This window comes from Allotamlana fucoidanivorans (genome assembly GCF_006265225.1).
Classification (GTDB): domain Bacteria; phylum Bacteroidota; class Bacteroidia; order Flavobacteriales; family Flavobacteriaceae; genus Allotamlana; species Allotamlana fucoidanivorans.
In genome coordinates, this window is sequence record NZ_VDCS01000005.1 from 24,688 (window position 1) to 47,121 (window position 22,434).

At 35.6% G+C, this 22,434-nt stretch carries 13 protein-coding genes; 6 read left to right on the forward strand and 7 right to left on the reverse strand.

The features are described from left to right. Nucleotides 1-16: 16 nt before the first annotated feature. From FGF67_RS05720 to FGF67_RS05740, 5 genes are all read right to left on the reverse strand, one after another. Entirely contained in the window at nt 17-1,861 is a 1,845-nt protein-coding gene (locus FGF67_RS05720) for a glycoside hydrolase family 13 protein (protein WP_233244022.1), read from the reverse strand. Nucleotides 1,862-2,002: 141 nt separating this feature from the next. Then, nucleotides 2,003-4,312, reverse strand: coding sequence for a glycoside hydrolase family 65 protein (locus FGF67_RS05725; RefSeq protein WP_139695622.1), 2,310 nt, complete (start codon nt 4,310-4,312; stop codon nt 2,003-2,005). A gap of 11 nt (nt 4,313-4,323) precedes the next feature. After that, nucleotides 4,324-4,980 carry a beta-phosphoglucomutase gene (gene pgmB, locus FGF67_RS05730; RefSeq protein WP_139695624.1) on the reverse strand — a complete coding sequence of 219 codons (657 nt, stop codon included), beginning with the start codon at nt 4,978-4,980 and terminating at the stop codon, nt 4,324-4,326. Nucleotides 4,981-4,994: 14 nt separating this feature from the next. Beyond that, a complete protein-coding gene (locus tag FGF67_RS05735; protein ID WP_139695626.1) occupies nt 4,995-6,344 on the reverse strand; it encodes an MFS transporter in 1,350 nt (449 codons plus the stop codon). 131 nt (nt 6,345-6,475) lie between these two features. After that, complete coding sequence (locus FGF67_RS05740; protein ID WP_139695628.1) at nt 6,476-7,549, reverse strand: LacI family DNA-binding transcriptional regulator; 1,074 nt, start codon at nt 7,547-7,549, stop codon at nt 6,476-6,478. A 346-nt stretch (nt 7,550-7,895) separates the two neighbouring features. Between FGF67_RS05740 and FGF67_RS05745 the strand changes: the two genes are divergently transcribed. The 4 genes from FGF67_RS05745 (at nt 7,896) to FGF67_RS05760 (ending at nt 17,048) form a co-directional block, all read left to right on the forward strand. Further along, a complete protein-coding gene (locus tag FGF67_RS05745; protein ID WP_139695631.1) occupies nt 7,896-10,976 on the forward strand; it encodes a SusC/RagA family TonB-linked outer membrane protein in 3,081 nt (1,026 codons plus the stop codon). A gap of 11 nt (nt 10,977-10,987) precedes the next feature. Continuing rightward, nucleotides 10,988-12,541: a RagB/SusD family nutrient uptake outer membrane protein gene (locus FGF67_RS05750; protein WP_139695634.1), complete on the forward strand. Its 1,554-nt coding sequence runs from the start codon at nt 10,988-10,990 to the stop codon at nt 12,539-12,541. A gap of 17 nt (nt 12,542-12,558) precedes the next feature. Beyond that, the gene (locus FGF67_RS05755; RefSeq protein ID WP_139695636.1) at nt 12,559-14,082 is read left to right on the forward strand and encodes a SusE domain-containing protein; all 1,524 of its coding nucleotides are present in this window, start codon (nt 12,559-12,561) and stop codon (nt 14,080-14,082) included. A gap of 65 nt (nt 14,083-14,147) precedes the next feature. After that, nucleotides 14,148-17,048, forward strand: coding sequence for an alpha-amylase family glycosyl hydrolase (locus tag FGF67_RS05760; protein WP_139695639.1), 2,901 nt, complete (start codon nt 14,148-14,150; stop codon nt 17,046-17,048). Between the two features lie 88 nt (nt 17,049-17,136). Here FGF67_RS05760 and fsa read toward each other — a convergent pair whose 3' ends face one another. Together fsa and FGF67_RS05770 are read right to left on the reverse strand one after the other, a co-directional pair. After that, a complete protein-coding gene (gene fsa, locus FGF67_RS05765; RefSeq protein ID WP_139695641.1) occupies nt 17,137-17,793 on the reverse strand; it encodes a fructose-6-phosphate aldolase in 657 nt (218 codons plus the stop codon). Between the two features lie 11 nt (nt 17,794-17,804). Further along, nucleotides 17,805-19,853 (reverse strand): transketolase family protein, encoded by a 2,049-nt coding sequence (locus FGF67_RS05770; RefSeq protein WP_139695643.1) that lies wholly within the window; start codon nt 19,851-19,853, stop codon nt 17,805-17,807. 342 nt (nt 19,854-20,195) lie between these two features. Here FGF67_RS05770 and FGF67_RS05775 point away from each other — a divergent pair, with 342 nt between their 5' ends. Both FGF67_RS05775 and FGF67_RS05780 read left to right on the forward strand, forming a co-directional pair. Beyond that, nucleotides 20,196-21,047 (forward strand): ATP cone domain-containing protein, encoded by an 852-nt coding sequence (locus tag FGF67_RS05775; protein WP_139695645.1) that lies wholly within the window; start codon nt 20,196-20,198, stop codon nt 21,045-21,047. Then, on the forward strand, nt 21,044-22,417 hold the full coding sequence (locus FGF67_RS05780; protein WP_139695647.1) for an MBL fold metallo-hydrolase RNA specificity domain-containing protein: 1,374 nt from the start codon (nt 21,044-21,046) through the stop codon (nt 22,415-22,417). The genes FGF67_RS05775 and FGF67_RS05780 overlap by 4 nt, the downstream gene beginning before the upstream one ends. The last annotated feature ends 17 nt before the right edge of the window (nt 22,418-22,434 follow it).

Consider the following 22,434-nt stretch of genomic DNA (forward strand, 5'->3'; position numbering starts at 1 on the left):
TTTTAAATCTATTTTATTAATTCAATTTTGTTGTTAAAATCACGCTTCCTTTTTGAGTAAGTTCTAAAACATCTTTCCACACCAATTCTTCTGAAGTTATTATATTTTTAAAGGTTTTACCCGATACGTTCATTTCTTTAAAACGTTTTAACTCTAAAGAAACAGGAGCTTCATTTTTGTTAATGATATGCATAACTATTTCGTCTTCAAAAACTCTAAACAGCACATAAACACCATTTTCAGGTGAAAAATGAACAGTTTTCCCATTATGAATGGCTTTACTGTTTTTTCTATAATTCAGTATTTGTTTTAGAAAATATTGCATGCCTTTTTGTGTTTCAGTTAAGCCTTCGCCGGTAAAGGCATTAACAGTATCACCATCCCATCCTCCTGGAAAATCTGTTCTTACCAAACCATGATCTCCAGGATTTTTGAAGTCATCCATCAATATCTCTGTTCCATAATAAATTTGAGGTATTCTTGGTATGACTAACAAATAGCTTACGGCCATTTTTGTGTTTGCTACATCACCTTTGAGTTGTGTATAAATGCGACTCATATCATGATTATCTGGAAAAACCATCAAATCTTGGGCGCTCGTATAATGGAAGTCATTGGCTAAACCTTCATATATTTTAATTAAACCTTCATTCCAGTTATCAGCTTCATTAAGACCGCTAACTACAGTGGCCTGCATGGCAAAATCCATTGGAGATCTTAAATTAGACTCATACCCATCATGGTTTTTAGCACCTCTTTGCCAATACCCTATGATAAGCGGGTTGTAACTCCATTCTTCACCTACAATGCTAAAGTTTGGATACTCATTCATAATGGTTCCTGCCCAAACACTCATAAATTCCTTATCTGGATACGGATAGGTATCTTGACGAATGCCTCCAAGGTTACATGCTTCTATCCACCAAATGCTATTTTGAATAATATATTTGGCCATAAACGGATTACGCTGATTCAAATCTGGCATGGTTTCAACAAACCACCCTTTTACCATACCGTCTTTATCTGAACTTGCCGCATACGGATCTTGATTGGTTGTTCTTTTATGATTAGAGCGCTTTGTTATTTCTGAATTCCAGTTATCCTTGTTTTTTTCGTAATTTTTCTGATAATTTACCCAATCTTTAAACGGCAAATCTTTCATCCACCAATGCTCTAAACCGCAATGGTTGGCCACCTGATCAATGATTAATTTCATCCCACGTTTAGCCATTTGATCTGATAGCAACTTATAGTCTTGAAATGTTCCGTAACGCGGATCAATTTCATAATAATCTGTAATGGCGTAACCATGATATGACCCTGATGCCATATTATTTGTTAACAACGGACTAGACCAAATGGCCGTAAAACCCAAATCATCAATATAATCAAGATGATTAATAATTCCTTGAATATCACCCCCATGACGCGCATAATCATCAGATCTATCAATGGTTTTTTCAAGCAAAGTCTCTACAATATCGTTTTCAGGATTACCATTGGCAAATCGATCTGGTGTTATCAAATAAATGGCATCACTGCTATCAAAGCCCTGATACGCTTCAGCCAAGCGTTCTCTTTGTTTGAGTTCATACTTGTAAGTGAGTGTTTCTTTTCCTTTTTGATTAAAAACAATATCAAAGAACCCGGGTTTGGTAGATGCATGAATATTTAAATCGATAAACATATAATTGGGGCTATCAGCTTTATGAATGTTTTCAATAGTAACACCCTCATGGTTTATAACTGGCGTAGCCAATGAAATATCTGGATGATGCACTAGTAACTGAAGTGAGGTATCTTTAAAACCAATCCACCAGTAAGCTGGTTCAACACGATTAATTTGTGAATTTACAGTCATACTAAAAAGAAATAAGGTTAGAATAACACATATAGGATGTCGTTTTAACAATAACGTATTTGTTTCATATTTCATGATTCCTTTTATTTTCTATTAATCTTAATAAGGTTTTTTAGACTTGAAAATGCTTTGATTTTAGTCTTAGTGTTCAACAGTTAAAGGTGTATACTCCAATTTAGTCAACTTACCATTCACTAAAATATCTAGTGCTTCGCCTTTTACAACTTGAAAACTTGTGTTGCTCTGAGTAACATTTACCTTTAAAACATGATTTCTGAAGTTTACTTTAAAAGAATACCCCTGCCATTGCTTTGGAATTTTAGGTGCAAAGGCTAATAAATCATCCTTAACACGCATGCCTCCAAAGCCTTCAACAATACTCATCCAAGTGCCTGCCATAGACGTAATGTGTAAGCCTTCATGAACTTCATGATTATAATCGTCAAGATCCAATCTAGAAGTGCGTAAGTAAAAGGTATAGGCCTGATCCATTCTACCCAACTTTGCCGCCTGAATACTATGTACACAAGGTGACAATGAACTTTCATGTACCGTAAATGGTTCGTAAAAATCAAAATGTCTTTCAAGTGCTTCTGTTGTAAAATCATCTTCAAAGAAGTAAAACCCTTGTAAAGTATCTGCCTGTTTAATGTAGGGTGAACGTAAAATTCTATCCCAAGACCACTTCTGATTGATAGGTCGTTCACTTTTAGGTAAATCGGCCACAGTGATTAATTCTTTATCTAAAAACCCATCTTGTTGTAAGTATACGCCATGCTTTTCTGAGTATGGAAAATACATGTTTTGGGCAACTGCTTTCCACGCTTCTAATTCAGATTCAGAAAGGTTTACTTTTGCGTTGATTCTGTCGTAATCGGTAAAATAATTGGTTTTTACTTTTGCGATATTTTCTAAAGCATATTCAATACACCATTTTGCCAAATAATTGGTATACCAGTTGTTGTTTACATTATTTTCATATTCATTAGGCCCTGTTACACCAAGAATAACATACTTATCCTTATCGGTAGAAAACGTAGCTCTTTGGTGCCAAAAACGCGCAATACCTATAAGTACTTCCAGTCCTTTTTCAGGGATGTAACTATAATCTCCCGTATATCTGTGGTAGTTATAAATAGCAAATGCTATGGCGCCATTTCTATGGATTTCCTCAAAGGTAATTTCCCATTCATTGTGACACTCTTCACCATTCATGGTAACCATAGGATATAAAGCAGCTCCATTGGTAAACCCTAATTTACCTGCATTCTCAATAGCTTTATCTAAATGGTGATAACGGTACTCTAAAAGTGTTCTAGCCACCTGCTGATCTTTTGTGGCCATATAGAAAGGTATGCAATAGGCTTCGGTATCCCAATAAGTGCTTCCGCCATATTTTTCTCCTGTAAATCCTTTTGGACCAATATTTAATCTGGCATCTTTACCTAAATAGGTTTGATTTAAATGAAAGATATTAAAACGAATACCTTGTTGCGCTTTTACATCGCCTTCAATAACAATATCTGCCATGTCCCAAATTCCAGCCCATGCTTGCGCTTGATCTGCTAACATTTTCTCAAACCCTTTAGCCGTAGCTTTCTGAAGCACCTCTTTAGCGGTATCAACTAATTTTGATTTATCGTAATATCTGTCTACAGTATAGCCACCAAATTTATGAATGGTAAAGGTTTCATTCTGCTTAATTTGAGCGGTATAACTATAGGTAATTTTAAGGTCTTCAATTTTGGTCTCAGGCTCAAAATCTTTTGAAATGCCATTAACCAACAATTGCGATGTCATAAACGCGCAAGTGTGAAAACCTGTTTTCATGGTTTTGGCTTCAATAAAAGCCTGTTGATTGGTTTCACTTATTTTAGTTGTATCCCAAAATTTATCATCCCAATTAGAATCTTCATTCATGATGCCTGAATCTAAATATGGTTGAAAGGTAATTTCGGCATCAACATTTAAAGGAGTTACTTGGTAGCGAATAGCACCAACCTCATCTAAATCTAAACTTAAAAAGCGAACCGATTTTACTTCTACTTCAATATCATTAGGAAGGGTGGCTCTGAAAGTTCTAGATAACCAACCTTCTTTCATATTGAGTTCTCTTCTGAAATCATCAACCGATTTACAGGTATTCAAATCTAAGGATTCCCCATTAACAATTACGTTTATACCTATCCAACTTGGTGCATTAAGTACTTTAGCAAAATATTCTGGATAACCATTTTTCCACCAACCTACGCGTGTTTTATCTGGATAATACACCCCAGCGATGTAACTTCCTTGAAATGTTGCCCCAGAGTATTGTTCTTCAAAATTGGCACGTTGCCCCATGGCACCATTACCAATACTGAAAATACTCTCAGAAGCTTCTACATGACTTGGCTCAAATCCTTCTTCAATGATTGACCAATTGTTTGGTTTTATATAATCTAAATTCATTATTTTCTATTTTATTCTGAAATAAACTGAGCAAAGAAATCTTCTGGTATTTCAGTTAAGTTGTTAAAGTTAAAGTTTGCATGGCTTAGTGTTTCTTGATCACCAATACCTATAGAAACCATATGGGCTGCTTTAGCCGCTTCAACCCCTGCAATGGCATCTTCAAAAACGATACATTTTTCAGGAGGAAGCCCTAATTTTTCAGCGCCTATTAAAAAAACTTCAGGGTCTGGTTTGGCTTTAGATACGCTGTTACCATCAACAATGGCTGCAAAACGATCTAACAATCCTACCTGTTTTAAAATTAAAGGAGCATTTTTACTTGCAGATCCCAGAACGTATTTTACCTCAAGCGCATCTAAGTTATTAAGCAAATCTTCTGCTCCAGGAAGTATTTCGTCTGGCCCCATTTTAGTAATATAACCAAGATACACCTCATTTTTACTGATAAGATATTCCTGCTTTTTTTCTTCAGATAGTTTTACATTGCCAATGTCTAGTAAAATCTCCAAAGACCTTACTCTACTAACGCCTTTAAGCAATTCATTATGAGCCTCAGTAAACTCAAAACCTAATTCATCTGCCAAATCTTTCCATGCTAAAAAGTGATACTTTGCCGTATCTACTATCACACCATCCAAATCAAAAATTACTCCTATTGTACTCATTTTTCTTATTTATATTAAACGACATCATCAACGTCTTTCACTTTAAACACCAAAGACGCTGCTATTAAAAAACTTACACCACTCATTACAAGAGCAAAAATGGCGTGATTACTGTATGCATATTTTACTAACGGACCACCAATTAATGCATTTACTATTTGCGGAATCACAATGAAAAAATTAAAGATCCCCATATAAACACCCATTTTTTTTGGTGAAATTGATCCTGCCAAAATAGCGTAGGGCATAGCTAAAATACTAGCCCAAGCCATTCCTACCCCAACCATAGAAAGTATTAGCCAATTTTTATCTGGCATAATGTATATAGAAAGCATTCCTAAACCTCCTATGATTAACGATATAGAGTGTGTTTTTTTTCTTCCTACTTTTTTTGCTATATAGGGTAGTGCAAAGGCATAAAATGCGGATATCAAGTTATACACCCCAAAAAGGATTCCCACCCAATCACCTGCATTTTGATAATCAGCACTACTACTATCTGTATGTGGCAAGCCATAAACATGTTGTGCAATAGCGGGTGTTGCAAATACCCACAACCCAAAAAGACCAAACCAAGAAAAGAACTGCACCCAACTGAGTTGGCGCATAGTTACTGGCATTTTCTTGAAGTCTTCAAAAATATCTAATAAACTAGATTGTTCTTCCGTTTGCTGTACTTCGTCATTTTCATTTGATTGATCTTCAAAACTAGCTAATTCTTCAGGAGAATACTCTTTTGTAGTTAAGACCGTTACTAAAATTGAAATAACCAAAATTATGGCTCCTATAATGAAGGATAGGATTAAATTAGTTGGTACAACGCCTTGAGAGGTTTCATTGGAAACACCAAACCAATTTGCTAGAGCATAAGGCAACCACGAACCTATTACGGCACCAAAACCAATAAGAGCCGTTTGCACACTAAAACCTAAGGTTCTTTGATCAGTTCTTAAATTATCACCAACAAGCGCCCTAAAAGGCTCCATAGCAATATTAAAAGATGCATCCATAATCATAAGCATGCCTGCACCAACCCATAAGGCCGGTAAGAACGCAATAAAAATATCGGCTTGTGGCATTAAAACCAACCCAATTGAAGCCAAAATGGCTCCAACTAAAAAGTAGGGTTTTCTTCTTCCAAACCTGCCCCAAGTATTATCACTGTAATGCCCAATAACAGGTTGCACAATTAAACCCATTAAAGGCGCTATAATCCAAAACCAAGACAGATGATGCACATCAGCCCCAAATATTTGAAGAATTCTACTAGCATTGGCATTTTGAAGGGCAAATCCCATTTGAATTCCAAGGAATCCGAAACTCATATTCCAGATTTCCATGAAACTTAATCTACGCTTTTCCATTAAATAGTATATTTTAAATTAATACTATTTGATAAGCGATATACTTATCAAAACTTAAAGTGAGAAGAGAAAATATAAGTTTTGATTAAGTCACAAAGATATAAAAGATTTTAATTTATCCTAACTATTTTTTATTTAGTTGATTCTCTTTCAATAATTTCTGTTTCAATCACCATTTTAATATAGTCTGGTTTTCTATCATTATTAATAATGTATTGATCTATTTCCGCTTCTTGAGCTTCCAATCTATCTATTAAAAGATTAGCCGCTTGTTCACCCATTCTTTGACCATGTTGACTAACCGTAGTTAAACTTGGTGATGCGTGTTTAGATAATACGCCATCAGTAAAACCAATCACCTGTACATCATCAGGAATTCTATATCCTAATTTCTTTGCTACTTTCATAGCACTCACAGCATATAACTCATTTACTGCAAAAATGCCATCAATACCAATATTGCTTTTAAGGAATTGCTCTATTTCTTGTTCTAATATCTCAAGATGATTCTCTACATCTAGCCCGTCATCTATTTTTAAAACAAGATCTGGATTTACAGGCAACCCATTCTTTTGAAGCGCATACATATAACCTTCTGTTCTAAGCTTCCCAACACTAATATAATCCATAGTGCTAATCAGTGCTATGTTTTCACTTTGTTTTGATATTAGCTTTTCAACAGCTTTTACTGCACCATTAAAGTCATCAACAATAACTTTGTCACAATCTACTTCATCGGCAACCCGATCAAACATAACAATAGGCATGCCTTGACTCATGGTTTCATTAAAATGATGAAAATCTTTTTTTAAAAGCGTTTCTTTAGAGATAGACAGAATAAACCCATCTATACTTCCATTAGCCAGTAGCTCCATGTTAATAACCTCTTTTGTAAACGATTCATTGGATAACCCAACAATAACATTATAACCCCTCCTGTTAGCAATTAACTCTATTCCTCTAATAACTGTAGAAAAGAAGTGATGAACAATCTCTGGGATAAGAATTCCGATAGTTTTCGTTTTCCTGTTTTTTAAGCTTAAGGCAATATTATTGGGTCTATAATTATACAATTTAGCAAAAGCCTGAATTTTTTGTGTGGTATCCTGACTTATTTCAGGGCTATTACTCAAGGCTTTAGATACCGTAGAAATAGAAACATCTAACTCCCTAGCGATTTGTTTTAAGGTTATTTTTCTTTTCATGGATTAAAAATCTGACCAAACTTTTAGATAAAAACGCATCAAATAACTATTACATCTTAAAGATGAGCTTAAAATTTTCATTTTATCAATTCATTAATAAAATAAGCTAAAATTATGAATATGTAAAAATAGTAAACTAAAAGTTTACAAATATCAATTTGAAACAAATACTTTATGCTATTATTAATTTTACTAATCATTTTACCACAAGTTGTTAACACGAAAACGTTTTCGCTAGGAATTTCGTAATAATACATAACTTATTTCTGATTTCTTTAACTAGTTTTGAACGGAGAAGTGAAAATATAGTTAAAAAAGCAAAAAAAATTTAAACTAAACGGTAAGAATGAAAACGACTACTAAAAAATTGTTGTTCCTAATGTTATTACTGCCTGTTTTTATGTTTGGACAAACAACAGTGCAAGGAACAGTAACAGAACTATCAACTTCTGAACCGCTGCCTGGCGTAAATGTCTTAATAAAAGATACAGCCACGGGAGCAGCTACAGATTTTGATGGGAATTTTGAATTGGAAGTGAATACAGGTGATATTGTTGTATTCTCTTATATTGGTTATCAGCCACTTGAAGTCACCTACACGGGTCAAGCGAGACTTGATGTACAGTTAATTGAAGACACCGCACAACTTGATGAAGTGGTGGTTATTGGTTACGGCAGTGTTAAAAAAGAAGATTTAACAGGATCTGTAGATGTTGTGTCTTCTAAAGATTTTAACAAAGGAGCTGTAGTTTCGGCTGATCAATTGTTAAATGGTAAGGCTCCAGGGGTAAGAATAACTTCTGCTGGTGGTCAACCAGATGCAGCACCCAATATTAGAATTAGAGGTGGTGCCTCTTTATCAGCCAATAACAATCCTTTAATTGTAATTGATGGTATTCCAGTTGACAACACTAATCCTGCGGGAGTATCCAACCCACTTTCTCTGGTTAATCCAAATGACATTGAAAGCTTTAGTGTATTAAAAGATGCATCTGCAACCGCCATTTATGGATCTAGAGCATCAAACGGGGTAATCATTATTACCACTAAAAAAGGGACTTCTGGGGAAGTTAAATTTAATTTTAGTTCAACCACATCTTCTTCTACTGTACAAGAAACTATTGATGTTTACAGAGGTAATGAATATGTTGATTTTATTAAAAGCACGTTTCCTAATCAAGATTTCAGACTGGGCGTTCCTTTAAATACGGTTGACACTTCAGAGCCAATATCTAAAATAATTAATACATCTCAAGGACCAAGAGCCATCTATAATACGGATTGGCAAGATGCTGTTTTAAGAACAAGCTTTGCTTCAGACCTTAACTTCAGCGCAAGAGCGAATCTTTTTGATGTTTTACCTTTTAGAGCTTCTATTGGTTACAACAATACAGAAGGTGTTGTTAAAACTAATGATTATGAAAGAATTACAGCCTCGTTAAAGTTAACGCCAATGCTTTTAGATGATCACCTAAAAGTGGATGTTAATGCAAAGGGTATATTTGTAGACAAAAATACTATTGATGATGGAGGTGCTCTTGGTGGCTCTTTATCATTTGACCCAACCAAACCTGTATATAACAATAATTCTCCCTTTGGCGGGTATTACACCAATTTAAATGATCAAAACGCTATTGATGGTCAAAGTAACCCATTAGCATTACTTAAACAACGCAGAAGACCAGAAAAAGTTAGTAAAATTTTAGGAAACATAGAGTTAGATTATAAATTCCATTTTCTTCCTGAATTGCGATTTGTTGTTAATGCAGGACTGGAAGCTTCTAAAGCAAAAATCGTTGAAACCTTTTCTGAAAATGCCATTGCAACTTACAGATTAGACAATTCAAATTCTACCCCTGGTAATCAAGTTTTTGTTTTTAATCCAGGTGAAAACTATAGAGAAAATCAGGACATAACAAATACTACTTTAGACGGTTATTTGCAATACAGAAAAGAATATGACGAATCATTTGTTAATAGCTTTGACGTTCAAGGTGGGTATTCTTATCAAAATTTTAAAAATGATGGGAATAAAGTAATTTACAGATACAACACAGAAACTGGACTTAGAGAAATTCAACCAAACACAGCAAATCCTACAAACAGATACTATAATGTTTTGAATTTGCAATCGTTTTTTGCTCGCTCTAACATCAATCTTAACAACCGCTATCTTGTTACTCTTTCTTTAAGAGCTGATGGTTCCTCGTTATTTACAAAATCAAACCGATGGGGTTATTTCCCTGCCGGTGCATTGGCATGGAAAGTTAAAGAAGAATCCTTTTTAAAAGACGCTAGTTTTTTCAATGATTTAAAAGTTCGTGTTGGTTGGGGTGAAACAGGCCAACAAGATATCACAGGAGTTGTTGGTCAATACCCTTCTATTCCTTTATTTGAACCTGGCTCTGATATTGCGCAATACCTTCCTGGTGTTACTATTTACAATGCTAAGGCTTTTAACCCTGACTTAACTTGGGAAAAAACAACTACCTATAATGCTGGTATTGATTTTGGGCTATTTGAAAGCAACATTTTATCTGGTGCGTTTGACATCTTTAGAAGACAAACACGAGACTTATTAGTAAACGCTCCCGTTGGACCAGGGCAAGGTTTAACCAACCTATTTCCACAAAATATTGGAGAGACTAAAAGTGAAGGATTTGAATTCAACCTAAACTTAAATGCTATAAGAAATGAGAATACTAATCTTTCTTTAAACGGTAATATAGCATACGCCAAAACAACAATTACCAACCTAAAAAATGTAAGCACCATTCCTGCTGGAGGTGAAATTCCAACAGGAACAGGTGTTGGTATTGCTTACCACAAAGTTGGAGAAGAAGCTTATTCAGCTTGGGTATTTCAGCAAATATATGACGAAGATGGAAGACCAATTGCAGGTGCTTTTGTAGATAGAGATGGTGATGGTATAATCACTAATAATGATCGCTACTATAAAGCACTTAGACCGAATTGGACTTTTGGTTTCGGACTTAATTTCAATTATAAAAATTGGGATTTCGGAACTAGTTTCAGGGGACAAATAGATGGACAAGTATACAACGGTATTAAGTTGAACCGTGGTTATCTAGAAGCCGCCCTACCAAACAACACCCAAAGTTTAAGTAATACGCTCAACTTTACTAACGGCGCTGCTGATCCTAATTTTACAGATATTCAAGGAAACATTCCTTTCTCTGATTATTACTTAGAAAATGCGGCCTTCTTAAGATGTGAAAACATCATTTTAGGATATACATTTAACGAAATTTTGAAAGGAACTAATCTTAAATTATTTGGCGCTGTAAATAATGCCTTTTTAGTGACAAAATATAGTGGTCAGGATCCTGAAAATTTCGGAGCTATTGATAATAACTTTTATCCTAGACCAAGAATATATTCTTTCGGATTAAATCTTGACTTTTAAAAACTATGACGATGAAAAATAAAATAATATACTTTTTTATGTCCTTAATGCTTATTTCAAATGTAAGCTGTATCGACGAATTAGACACCAAACCCCTTGTTGAGCTATCCCTTGACGAATTATTAAAACAAGATCCTGACGCCGTAAGAGGAATTTTATCCAGACTTTATGCCTCATTTGCTCTATCTGGCGTACAAGGCCCTGATAAATCAGACATTAGTGATAATGCGGGAGAATCTCCTTTTTTAAGAGGTATTGTAAATCTACAGGATTTTACCGCTGATGGTATGAAAAATAGGTGGGGTGATGATGGTTTAGACCAATTAACTACAACTAGCCGTTGGGATGAAAACAATAAATTCTTTAGATATTTATTTAACCGCGTATATTTTACCGTACCACAATGTAACAACCTACTTTCAATTTTACCTAATATTGACGTAGAAAACAAAGAAGGCATTATTAGCGAAGTACGCTTTTTAAGAGCTTTGGCGTATTATTATTTAATTGACACCTTTGGAAAAGGCGTGTTAGCCACGGAAGAAAATTTTGGTAATTCCTCACCTCTTCCAGAAGCTTCTCGTAAAGAATTATATGATTTTGTAGAAAAAGAACTAATTGCTGCCGAAGCTGCTTTACCACAAACAAATAATTATGGTCAAGCAAGTAAACCTGCAGCACAAATGTTATTGGCTAAATTATATATGAACGCTGAAGTATATATTAACGAAGATCACTATACTGATGCCTTAATATACATAAAAAAAGTAATTGATGATGGAGGGTACACCCTAGATGAAAACTTTGTAAGCCTTTTTTCTGCAGATAACTTTGCTTCTACTGAAATTATCTTCCCTCTAATTGCAGATTCTGATGTAAGCCAAAGTTACGGAAACACTACCTATATTGTAAACGGATGTTTAAGCTCTGAAACAATGACTCTTGCAGATTATGGTGCTACCGATGGTTGGGCAGGCCACAGAGCTACAAAAGGATGGTATGGTTTATTTGGAGGAGAGTCAAACGTAGGCCCTGGCGCTACTGATGACAGAGCAAAATTATTTTGGACTTCTGGTCACAACTATGAAATGAACGACTATAAAGAATGGAAAGATGGTTATCCTGCAATTAAATTCAGAAACTCTAATGCTGATGGCTCTGGTATTGCTACAAGTTTTTCTAGCACAGATTTTCCCTTGTTTAGGTTAGCTGATGCTTATTTAATGTATGCAGAATGCGTATTACAAAAAGCCTCTGGTGGAGACGAAGCCACTGCATTAAAATATGTGAACGACGTTAGAGAACGCTCAAATGCCACTCCTATAAACTCAACCCAGTTAACTCTTGATTTTATTCTTGATGAAAGAGGAAGAGAATTAAATCTTGAAGGTCATAGAAGAAGTGACTTAATTCGTTTTAAAAAGTTTACTGGAGGTAGTTATGTATGGCCATGGAAAGGTAATGTTGCAGAAGGCACATCTATCCCTGAGCATTACAAACGATTCCCTATTCCGCTACAAGCCTTACAAGCTAATCCTAATTTATCACAAAACGAGGGATACTAATTAAAAACTAAATTGAAATGAAAAAAATACTAAATATATGCATGATGGTTATAACCATTATAGCCTTAAATTCATGCGAAGAAAAAGACACCTCTGAGTTTATAGCTCAGGAAGCCACAGATTTTACGTTTAGCACATCATTTTTAGAGAACTACTTATTAAATAACAGTTTAGGCAACAATTTAGCGGAACGTTTTACCTGGCGTGATGCTAATTTCGGCATACCAACCGAACGTACGTATGAGCTTCAAGCAGCAACCATGGAAGACTTTAGTGATTACACAAATGATCCTGATGATTCCAATTATAAAGCTTATAATCTTGGCACTAACATTGGAGGGAACGAAATCCCCGCAACCGTTAAACAATTTCTGGCGTTGGCAAAAATAGCAGGATTAGATAACGACCCAGAAACACCTGCTCCCAATACGGGTAAATTGTACTTTAGAGTACGTGCAACCATAGGGAAAGATAACCTCGAATCCTTTTCGGCTATTCAGGCTTTAAACATTGAACTTCAAGAAGGGGAAGAAGAAGTTGGAGGACCTAATTGCCCATCATGGTGGGTAGTTGGTGCTGGTGCTCCTGATGCTGGATGGAATTGGGATAATCCTATAGAATTTTTATGTACAGATCAGATATACACTAGTAATATTAATCTTGCCAATGATAGTTTCAGATTTTTTACTGAAAAAGACAATTGGGATTCTGGATTAAACTTTCCATATTTTGTAGACGAAGGATACAGTATTGATCCTAATTTTGAAAATGCTATGGATGGGGATGAGAACTTCCGTTTTATAGGAACTCCTGGAAAATATTCTTTAACTATTGATTCTGTAAACAAAACCATTAAACTAGGACCTCCTGCCGCCGAAGATCCTAATTGTGACTCTGTATGGGTTGTTGGAGCTGGTGCCGTTGACGCTGGTTGGAACTGGGATAGTCCTATTGAATTCTTTTGTACCGATAATGTGTACTCAACCAACATCAAATTAACAAATGATGCGTTTAGGTTCTTTTTAGAAGAAGGAAACTGGGATTCTGGACAAAACTATCCTTTCTATGCTAATGATGGATATACCATTGATAGCTTACTAGAAGATGCTCAAGATGGAGATAACAACTTCAAATTTAATGGCACCCCTGGAACCTACTTACTAACTGTAGATACTGTAAACAAAACCATCACCTTAGGCATTCCTAGACCTGAAGAACCTAACTGTGATTCTGTATGGGTTGTAGGTGCTGGTGCTGTTGATGCTGGATGGAATTGGGACAGTCCTATAGAATTCACATGTACTGATAATGTTTACAGTGCAAGTATCAATTTAACAAATGATGCGTTTAGGTTCTTTTTAGAAGAAGGAAACTGGGATTCTGGGCAAAATTATCCTTTCTACGCTGATGATGGGTATACTATTGACACCCTATTGGAAGATGCACAAGATGGAGACAACAATTTTAAATTTAATGGCACACCAGGTATTTATTACTTCACAGTTGACACCGTAAATAAAATAATAGATTTAAGACAATAATGCTTTAATCATTCCAAAAGGGCTATAATTTTATAGCCCTTTTTTTTTCAATAAAAACTCTTATTATGAAAAAAATTACTTTCATATTACTTTTTGCACTTGCTTTTCATTTCTCAAAAGCTCAAGTAACGCTTTCCCCAAATGCATTTGAAGTTGATCAATCTATAACTATTACGGTAGATATTAATAGTAATGCTTCGGATTGTAACGGTTTGACTAATCCTTCAAAAGTCTACATGCATTCGGGAATTGGTGATAATTCTGATGCTTTTGGATTCAAAGTAGTAGGTAATTGGGGACAAGATGATGGCGTAGGAGAAATGCAAAACCAAGGAGGAGGTATTTGGTCAATTACAATAACACCAAAAACGTACTTTGGATTAACAGATACGCAAAGCATAAATGCCACTCAATTAGGTATGGTATTTAGAAGTCCTGACGGTAATCAAGAATTAAAAGCATCAGGCTGTAAAGACTTTGTTTTTGCCGTAGGAATTGTTATTATAAATATTGTTGAACCTACATCAAACCCAATATTTATTGAAGCCGGAGAAAACCTAACCGTAAAAACTAATCTGTCATTTCAGGGCAGCATTGAACCAGGCGAGTTTACTTATTTTTTGGATGGTGTAGAAAAAGCTTCAGGCATGGGATTTCCAAACGCTCAGGGCATAATAAATAATATTACTCAAAACGGCACATTAAAAGTTGTTGGCTCGCCTTTAAGTGGTTCTGATATTGGCGAAGCAACAAGAGCTATTATTATAGTACCTCCAACCATTGAAGAAGCACTTCCTAATGGACTAGCTGAAGGTATTAATTACAACACTTCTGATGCAACAAAAGCAACTTTAGTATTAAACGCGCCAGGTAAAGAATATGTGCAACTTGCAGGGAGCTTCAATAACTACAATCCGTCTAATTCTGATTTTATGAAAAAAGATACAGGATCGGACAAATTTTGGATAGAATTAACAGGACTCACTCCTAGTCAGATTTACACATATCAATATTGGGTCTATGATAAAAATCCAATTGCTGGGTCACCGGCTCTAGTTAAAACTGCCGACCCTTATTCTACGCTAGTATTATCCCCCTTTGATGACCCTGGAATACCTTCAAGTACTTATCCTAATTTACCAACCTATCCCGCTGGACAGGAACGTGAGGTTACCGTTTTGCAAACTAACAAACCTCAGTATAATTGGCAGGTCACAAATTTCAATAGACCTAAAAAAGAAGATTTAGTGATTTACGAAGTCTTAATTCGAGATTTTGATGCCAATAGAAATTACCAAAACATCATTGACCGCATTGACTACTTTAAAAATCTCAACATTAATGCCATTCAACTTATGCCCGTTATGGAGTTTGAAGGCAATGAAAGCTGGGGATATAACACTTCATTTCATATGGCTTTAGATAAGTTTTACGGTACCGAAGATAAATTTAAAGAACTTATAGACACTTGTCACCAAAATGGCATAGCAGTGATATTAGACATCGCTTTGAATCATGCTTTTGGAAGAAACCCTATGGTACGTATGTGGATGAACGACCCCGATGGTGATGGCTGGGGTGAACCAAGCGCCGAAAACCCTTATTTCAATGAAACACCAAGACACGCCTATAATGTAGGTTCTGATTTTAATCATTCAAGTGACGTAACACAAGCTTACACAAAACGCGTAGTAAAACATTGGATTGAAGTCTTTAATATTGATGGATTTAGATGGGATTTAACAAAAGGGTTTACACAAAACTGTACTGATGGTGACGAAACCTGTACAAATAATTTTCAACAAGACCGCGTAGACGTTTTGAAAGAGTACGCTGATTATTCTTGGAGTTTAGATGCCACGCACTATGTGATTTTTGAACACTTAGGGTCTGATAATGAAGAAAAAGAATGGGCCAACTATCGTATAAATGAAGGTAAAGGTGTAATGATGTGGAGTGAAGAATGGGGCGCCTTTAAAAACCTTGGCCAAGGTCAAAATAACACTATTAATATTGACCGCATGGGACATAAAGCTCATACAGGGTTTACAGGAAAACGTGTTATTGGTTACCCTGAAAGTCATGACAAAGACAGAATAATGTATGAAATGACACAATTTGGAGTTGATACCAACCCATCTCACAACGTGAAAGAATTAAATATTGCATTAAAACGTATGTCTGCAATTGGAGCTGTTTCTTTGCCTATTCCCGGACCAAAAATGATATGGCACTTTGCTGCATTAGGTATGAACAATTCCATTTTTACTTGTAGCGATGGGTCAGTAAACACAGATTATGATGCCATACCAGGAGATTGTAAATTAGACACTAAGCCGCAACCACAATGGACGGAAAATTGGTTAAGCAACACTAATAGAAACCAAATTTACAAAGATTGGGCAAGGCTAAATGCTTTAAAAATTAATGAACCCGTATTTGAAGGTGATTACAATATAACATCTGGAACCCAAACACCTAGAATTAGCATCTTTACAGGTAACGAAAATAGCCAAGGTACCGATTTAAAAAATGTTGTAATTATAGCAAATTTTGCAGTAACAGCACAAAATGTAAACCCAAACTTTCCCTATGGTGGTTCTTGGTATGATTTAATGGATGAAAGCAATTCCACGTTAATTGATGGAAACACAAACACCATTAACTTAGGTCCTGGAGAATTTAAAATATACGGTAATAAAGGGGTTACCTTATCAAATAGTAGTCCTGAATTTATTCCTAGCTTCCAAATATTTCCCAACCCTTCACGTGGAACATTCAGCTTAAATGCCGATGTAAATCATGTTGAAATCTATAATATCACAGGAAAGGTAATTAAAATCTTCAAAGGAACATTTTCAAAGAATTTTGTTTTTGATGTTACCAACTTACCACAAAGTATTTATCTTATTAAGGCAAAAAATAACAACGGACAAGTTAACACCGTTAAGCTTGTGAAATTATAGTTTATTTGTTTAAACCGAAAAAGCTTCTCAACTCAAGAATACCTTGATGCGAGAAGCTTTTTACTTTTATAAAGTTCAAATTCTTTTTTTAAGAATTCCCTTTTTTATAATCTTCTAAGAATTTAGCCAATCCTATATCTGTTAAAGGATGTTTTAATAAACCTGTAATAGATGATAACGGGCCTGTCATTACATCACTACCAATTTTTGCACAGTCAATCACATGCATGGTATGACGGATAGAGGCTGCTAAAATTTGTGTATCAAAACCGTAGTTATCATAAATCTGTCTGATTTCAGCTATTAGGTTTAAACCATCGGTTGAGATATCATCTAAACGCCCTAAGAATGGCGACACATAAGTAGCTCCTGCTTTGGCTGCCAATAATGCTTGTCCTGCCGAGAACACTAAGGTTACGTTAGTTCTTATACCCTTATCCGAAAAGTACTTACATGCTTTAATTCCGTCAGCTATTAATGGTAATTTCACCACAATCTGTGGGTGTAAAGCAGCTAAGGCTTCACCTTCTTTTACCATGCCTTCAAAATTTGTTGAAATTACTTCAGCACTTACATCACCTTCAACAATATCACATATTTTTATGTAATGATTCTTAATGTTTTCTTCGCCTGTAATGCCTTCTTTTGCCATTAATGACGGATTGGTTGTTACACCATCTAATACACCTAAGGCTTGCGCTTCTGCAATATCATCAAGATTTGCGGTATCTATAAAAAATTTCATTGTTTCGTTTATTATTTTGTTAATACAGTTTTGCTTAAATAGGCTAAAACTTCTTGGCTTACTTGCTCACCGGTAAATCCGAATTTCTCATCTAATACACCTGCTGGTGCCGAGTAACCAAAATGATCTAATCCGAATACTTTACCTTGAGCGCCTACTAAGCCTTCTAAGTTTACTGGAAGTCCTGCTGTTAAACCAAATAATGGTGTATTTCTAGGAATTACACTATTTTGGTAGTCTTCTGATTGTTGTCTGAACACGCCTTCTGAAATCACTGAAGCTATACTTACTTTTAAATTTTCTTTGTTTTCTAGTATCTCGGCTGCGGCCCATAAAGTAGCAACTTCAGATCCGTTGGCTACTAAAACAACATCTGGATTGTCTACAGATTTTACTAAATAACCGCCTTTTTCAGCGCCTAAAGCTTCTTGATATCTTGATGCGCCTTGTGCAGGAATATCTTTAATACCTTGTCTTGATAAAATCAATCCCGATGGCGTGCTGGTGTTCTCTAATGCCATTTTCCAAGCCACACTTGTTTCGGCTGAATCTGCTGGGCGTAAGGCTAAGAAACTTGGTTTCCCACTGTGGTTTTTAAGTTTTTCTAACAAACGAATTTGCGCTTCTTGCTCTACAGGTTGATGGGTTGGACCATCCTCACCTACTCTAAAGGCATCATGAGTCCATACGTATTTTACTGGCAACTCTTGAATTCCACTCAATCTGATTGCTGGCTTCATATAATCTGAGAATACAAAGAAGGTAGCTACTACAGGAATAATACCACCATGTAATGCTATACCGTTAGCAATACATGCCATGGTTAACTCGGCAACACCTGCCTGTAAAAACGAACCGCTAAAATCACCTTTCTGTAAGGCTGAAGATTTCTTTAAGAACCCATCGGTTTTATCGGAGTTTGATAAATCGGCTGAAGACACAATCATATTTTCTACATTCTCAGCCAAATAGCCTAATACATTTGATGAGGCAGCTCTTGAGGCTAAGCCTGCTTTATGCTCAATAGATTCAAAATCTAATACTGGTAACTGTCCTGATAAAAAGAAATCTAATTTTTCTGCTAGAGCGCTATTCTCTTGTCTCCAAGCCTCAATTTCTGCTTTTTTCTGAGCTGCTTGCGCTGTTTTTTCTGCAATGATATCTGTGTAGAAGGCCTGAACATCGTCATAAATATCAAATGGAGATGCTGGATTAGCCCCTAAGTTTAATAACGTCTTTTCGTAATCGGCTCCTGTTGCTCCTATAGGCTGTCCATGTAACTCACAGTAGCCTTCAAACATCTCACCTTCTGCCGTTACACAACCTTTACCCATAATGGTTTTACCTATAATTAAGGTTGGTTTTTCTGTTTCAGCATTCGCATCTTTTAAGGCCTGACGAATTTCATCGTGGTTATGACCATCTATTGTTACCACTTTCCAGCCCCAAGCCTCGTACTTCATAGCGGTATCTTCTGTGGTTACCTCATCAGTCGATGTAGATAACTGAATATCATTGGAATCAAAGAACATAATGAAATTACTCAATCCTAAATGCCCTGCTATTCTACCTGCTCCTTGTGAGATTTCTTCCTGAATACCACCATCTGAAATAAACCCATAGATTTTATGGTTCATCCAATCACCAAATCGTGCTTGTAAAAATTTAGCAGCGATGGCAGCACCTACTCCCATAGTGTGTCCTTGCCCTAAGGGACCGGAGGTGTTTTCAATACCTCGTTTTACATCTACTTCTGGGTGACCTGGTGTGATAGAACCCCATTGACGGAAATTGGCAACATCTTCTTTGGCATAGTTTCCTAAAAGATAATATTGGGCATACATTAAAGTGGATAAATGCCCTGCATCCATAAAGAAACGATCTCTAAAAGGCCAAGTCATATCTGATGGATCATAATTAAAAAATTCTGAATACAGAATATGCATAAAATCAGCACCTCCCATGGGTCCGCCTGGATGCCCTGACTTCGCTTTCTCTACCATGGCTACCGCTAATGCACGTATGTTATCTGCCGCTTGTTGATCTAATCTTTTGTTCATTTTTTTAATTATGATTATGGTTTAATGTTCTATAAAAAGGCTTTTAATTGAGATCTCATTTCCTTCAAAAAAGCTAATATTTTGCAAATATATAATCTTTAAACGGTTACGTTTAAAAAATCAAAAAAAATAACATAAATTAACGAAAGTGTTTAAGTGACCAAAAGAAACGTAAAGATTAAACTATTTTTTTAGAAATAGTTAATCGCTACAAAAATGCTCTAACTGATCTTTGTTATAAATTTTTAGTGATTTTATGTTTAACTTGAGATAGAAATTAAAACTAACTTAAGTGTAACAGTTATGTGTTATAAGACTTGTAATATCTGAAACTAACCAAACATGAAAACAGACACGTTTGATATTGTAAAGACTTCAGGAGAAAAAGTTAAATTTTCACTTGAAAAACTTAAAGCTTCCTTAAGTCGAACGGGAGCCGATCATAAGTTGATTTCAGAAATTATTGACAAGGTCAAAGACGAATTATACAATGGCATTTCAACTAAAGAAATATATAATAGGGCGTTTTCTTTACTTAAGCAAGAAGAAAGTTGCTTTGCCTCAAAATACAAGTTAAAAAAAGCTATTTACGAATTAGGTCCTACAGGGTTTCCTTTTGAGCGATTCATTAGTGCTATTTTAAAGTATTCTGGCTACACCACCCAAGTTGGTAAAATTATTCAAGGACAGTGTGTTACACATGAAATAGATATTTTGGCTCATAAAAACCAAAAGACCATTCTTGTAGAGTGTAAATTTCATGGCGAAGAGGGTATTAATTGTAATGTTAAAATCCCATTATATATTCATTCTAGATACAACGACGTGAAAAAACACTGGAATACAAATCAAAAGTATGAAACAAAGCTCACTAAGGGCTGGGTAGTTACCAATACCAGATTCACACTAGATGCCATAGCATATGGCCAATGTGCGCATCTCTATTTGCTAAGTTGGAATTACCCGCCAAACAATGGCTTAAAAGACAGAATAGATCGTCTTGGATTATATCCCATAACGGTATCTACCTTATTATCACAACGAGAAAAGCAATTTTTATTAAGTAGGGATATTGTTTTAGCTAGAGAATTACTAGAAGATAATCTTTATTTAGATGACTTAGAGATATCCGAAATTAGAAAGAAAAAAATCCTTAAGGAAATTAGCACCTTATGTAATCATTCCGCATTATGACAAGCAAGGCCTACATTCGTTTTTTGGGAGGAGCAAGAACGGTTACTGGATCAAAGTTTTTTTTAGAAACTGCCCATATAAACATGCTCGTTGACTGTGGTATGTTTCAAGGTTTAAAAGAATTAAGAGCATTAAACTGGGAAGACTTACCCATAGATGTAGCAACTGTAGATGTGGTATTGCTAACTCACGGTCACCTAGACCATATAGGCTATTTACCGCGACTTTTAAAACAAGGCTTTTCTGGTAAAATAATAGGAACAGGCCCTACTCTGACCATTGCTTCAATTATATTAAGAGACAGCGCAAAAATACACGAAGAAGAAGCTAAAAAAGCAAATACCGAGCAATACACCAAGCATGTGCCTGCCTTACCTTTTTTCACAAAAACTGAAGCTGAAAAAACGATAAGCCTTTTTCATGAGAAACCTATAGACTATTGGCATTTCCTTTCAGAACATGTGTCCTTTAGGTTTCAGTACAACGGTCATATTATTGGTGCTTCCTTTATTGAAATAGAACTGCATGGTAAACGCCTTGTATTTTCTGGAGATATTGGCAGAGAACAAGATTACTTACTCTACAAACCCCAAAAACCAGAATGGGCAGATTATTTGTTTATAGAAAGCACCTACGGAGATAAACGGCATCCTGATAACGATACCGAAAATATGCTCGCCGAAATTATAGCAGACACCCTAAATAAAAAAGGCACTTTAATCATCCCAAGTTTTGCTGTTGAACGCATGCAAACACTTATATATTTACTTTGGCAACTGTACCAAAAAAATAAAATTCCAAACATTCCCATTTTTGTAGATAGCCCCATGGGCAACAACATTTTAGAGGTCTTTCATAGATTTCCTGAATGGCATAAACTCTCACCCTCTGAATATCATGCCATGTGTAATCATGTGAACACTATTAGGTCTTACAGAGAAACATGGGAAACAATTGATGACCCACAATCTAAAATAGTAATAGCTGGAAGCGGTATGGTGACTGGAGGTCGTGTTTTAACCTATTTACAACAACTTATTGATAAAGTCTCTACAACCATTTTACTCGTTGGCTATCAAGCCGAAGGCACTCGAGGCAGACAATTGCAGGAAGGCACACATGAAATCCGCTTTTTCGGAAAATACTATACCGTAAAAGCAAGCATCAAAAACATAGAAAGTTTATCGGCACACGCCGATCAGCAAGATCTTTTAAATTGGGTGAGTAATATTAAAAACATTCCAGAAAAGGTCTTTCTTATTCATGGTGAACCTAAAGCCCTAGATGCTTTTCGATTAAAAATAAAACATACCTACCACTGGAATATAACCATACCGAAGCTAAATCAACGATACGAACTCAAATTATAGAATTTTCAATCAAAACT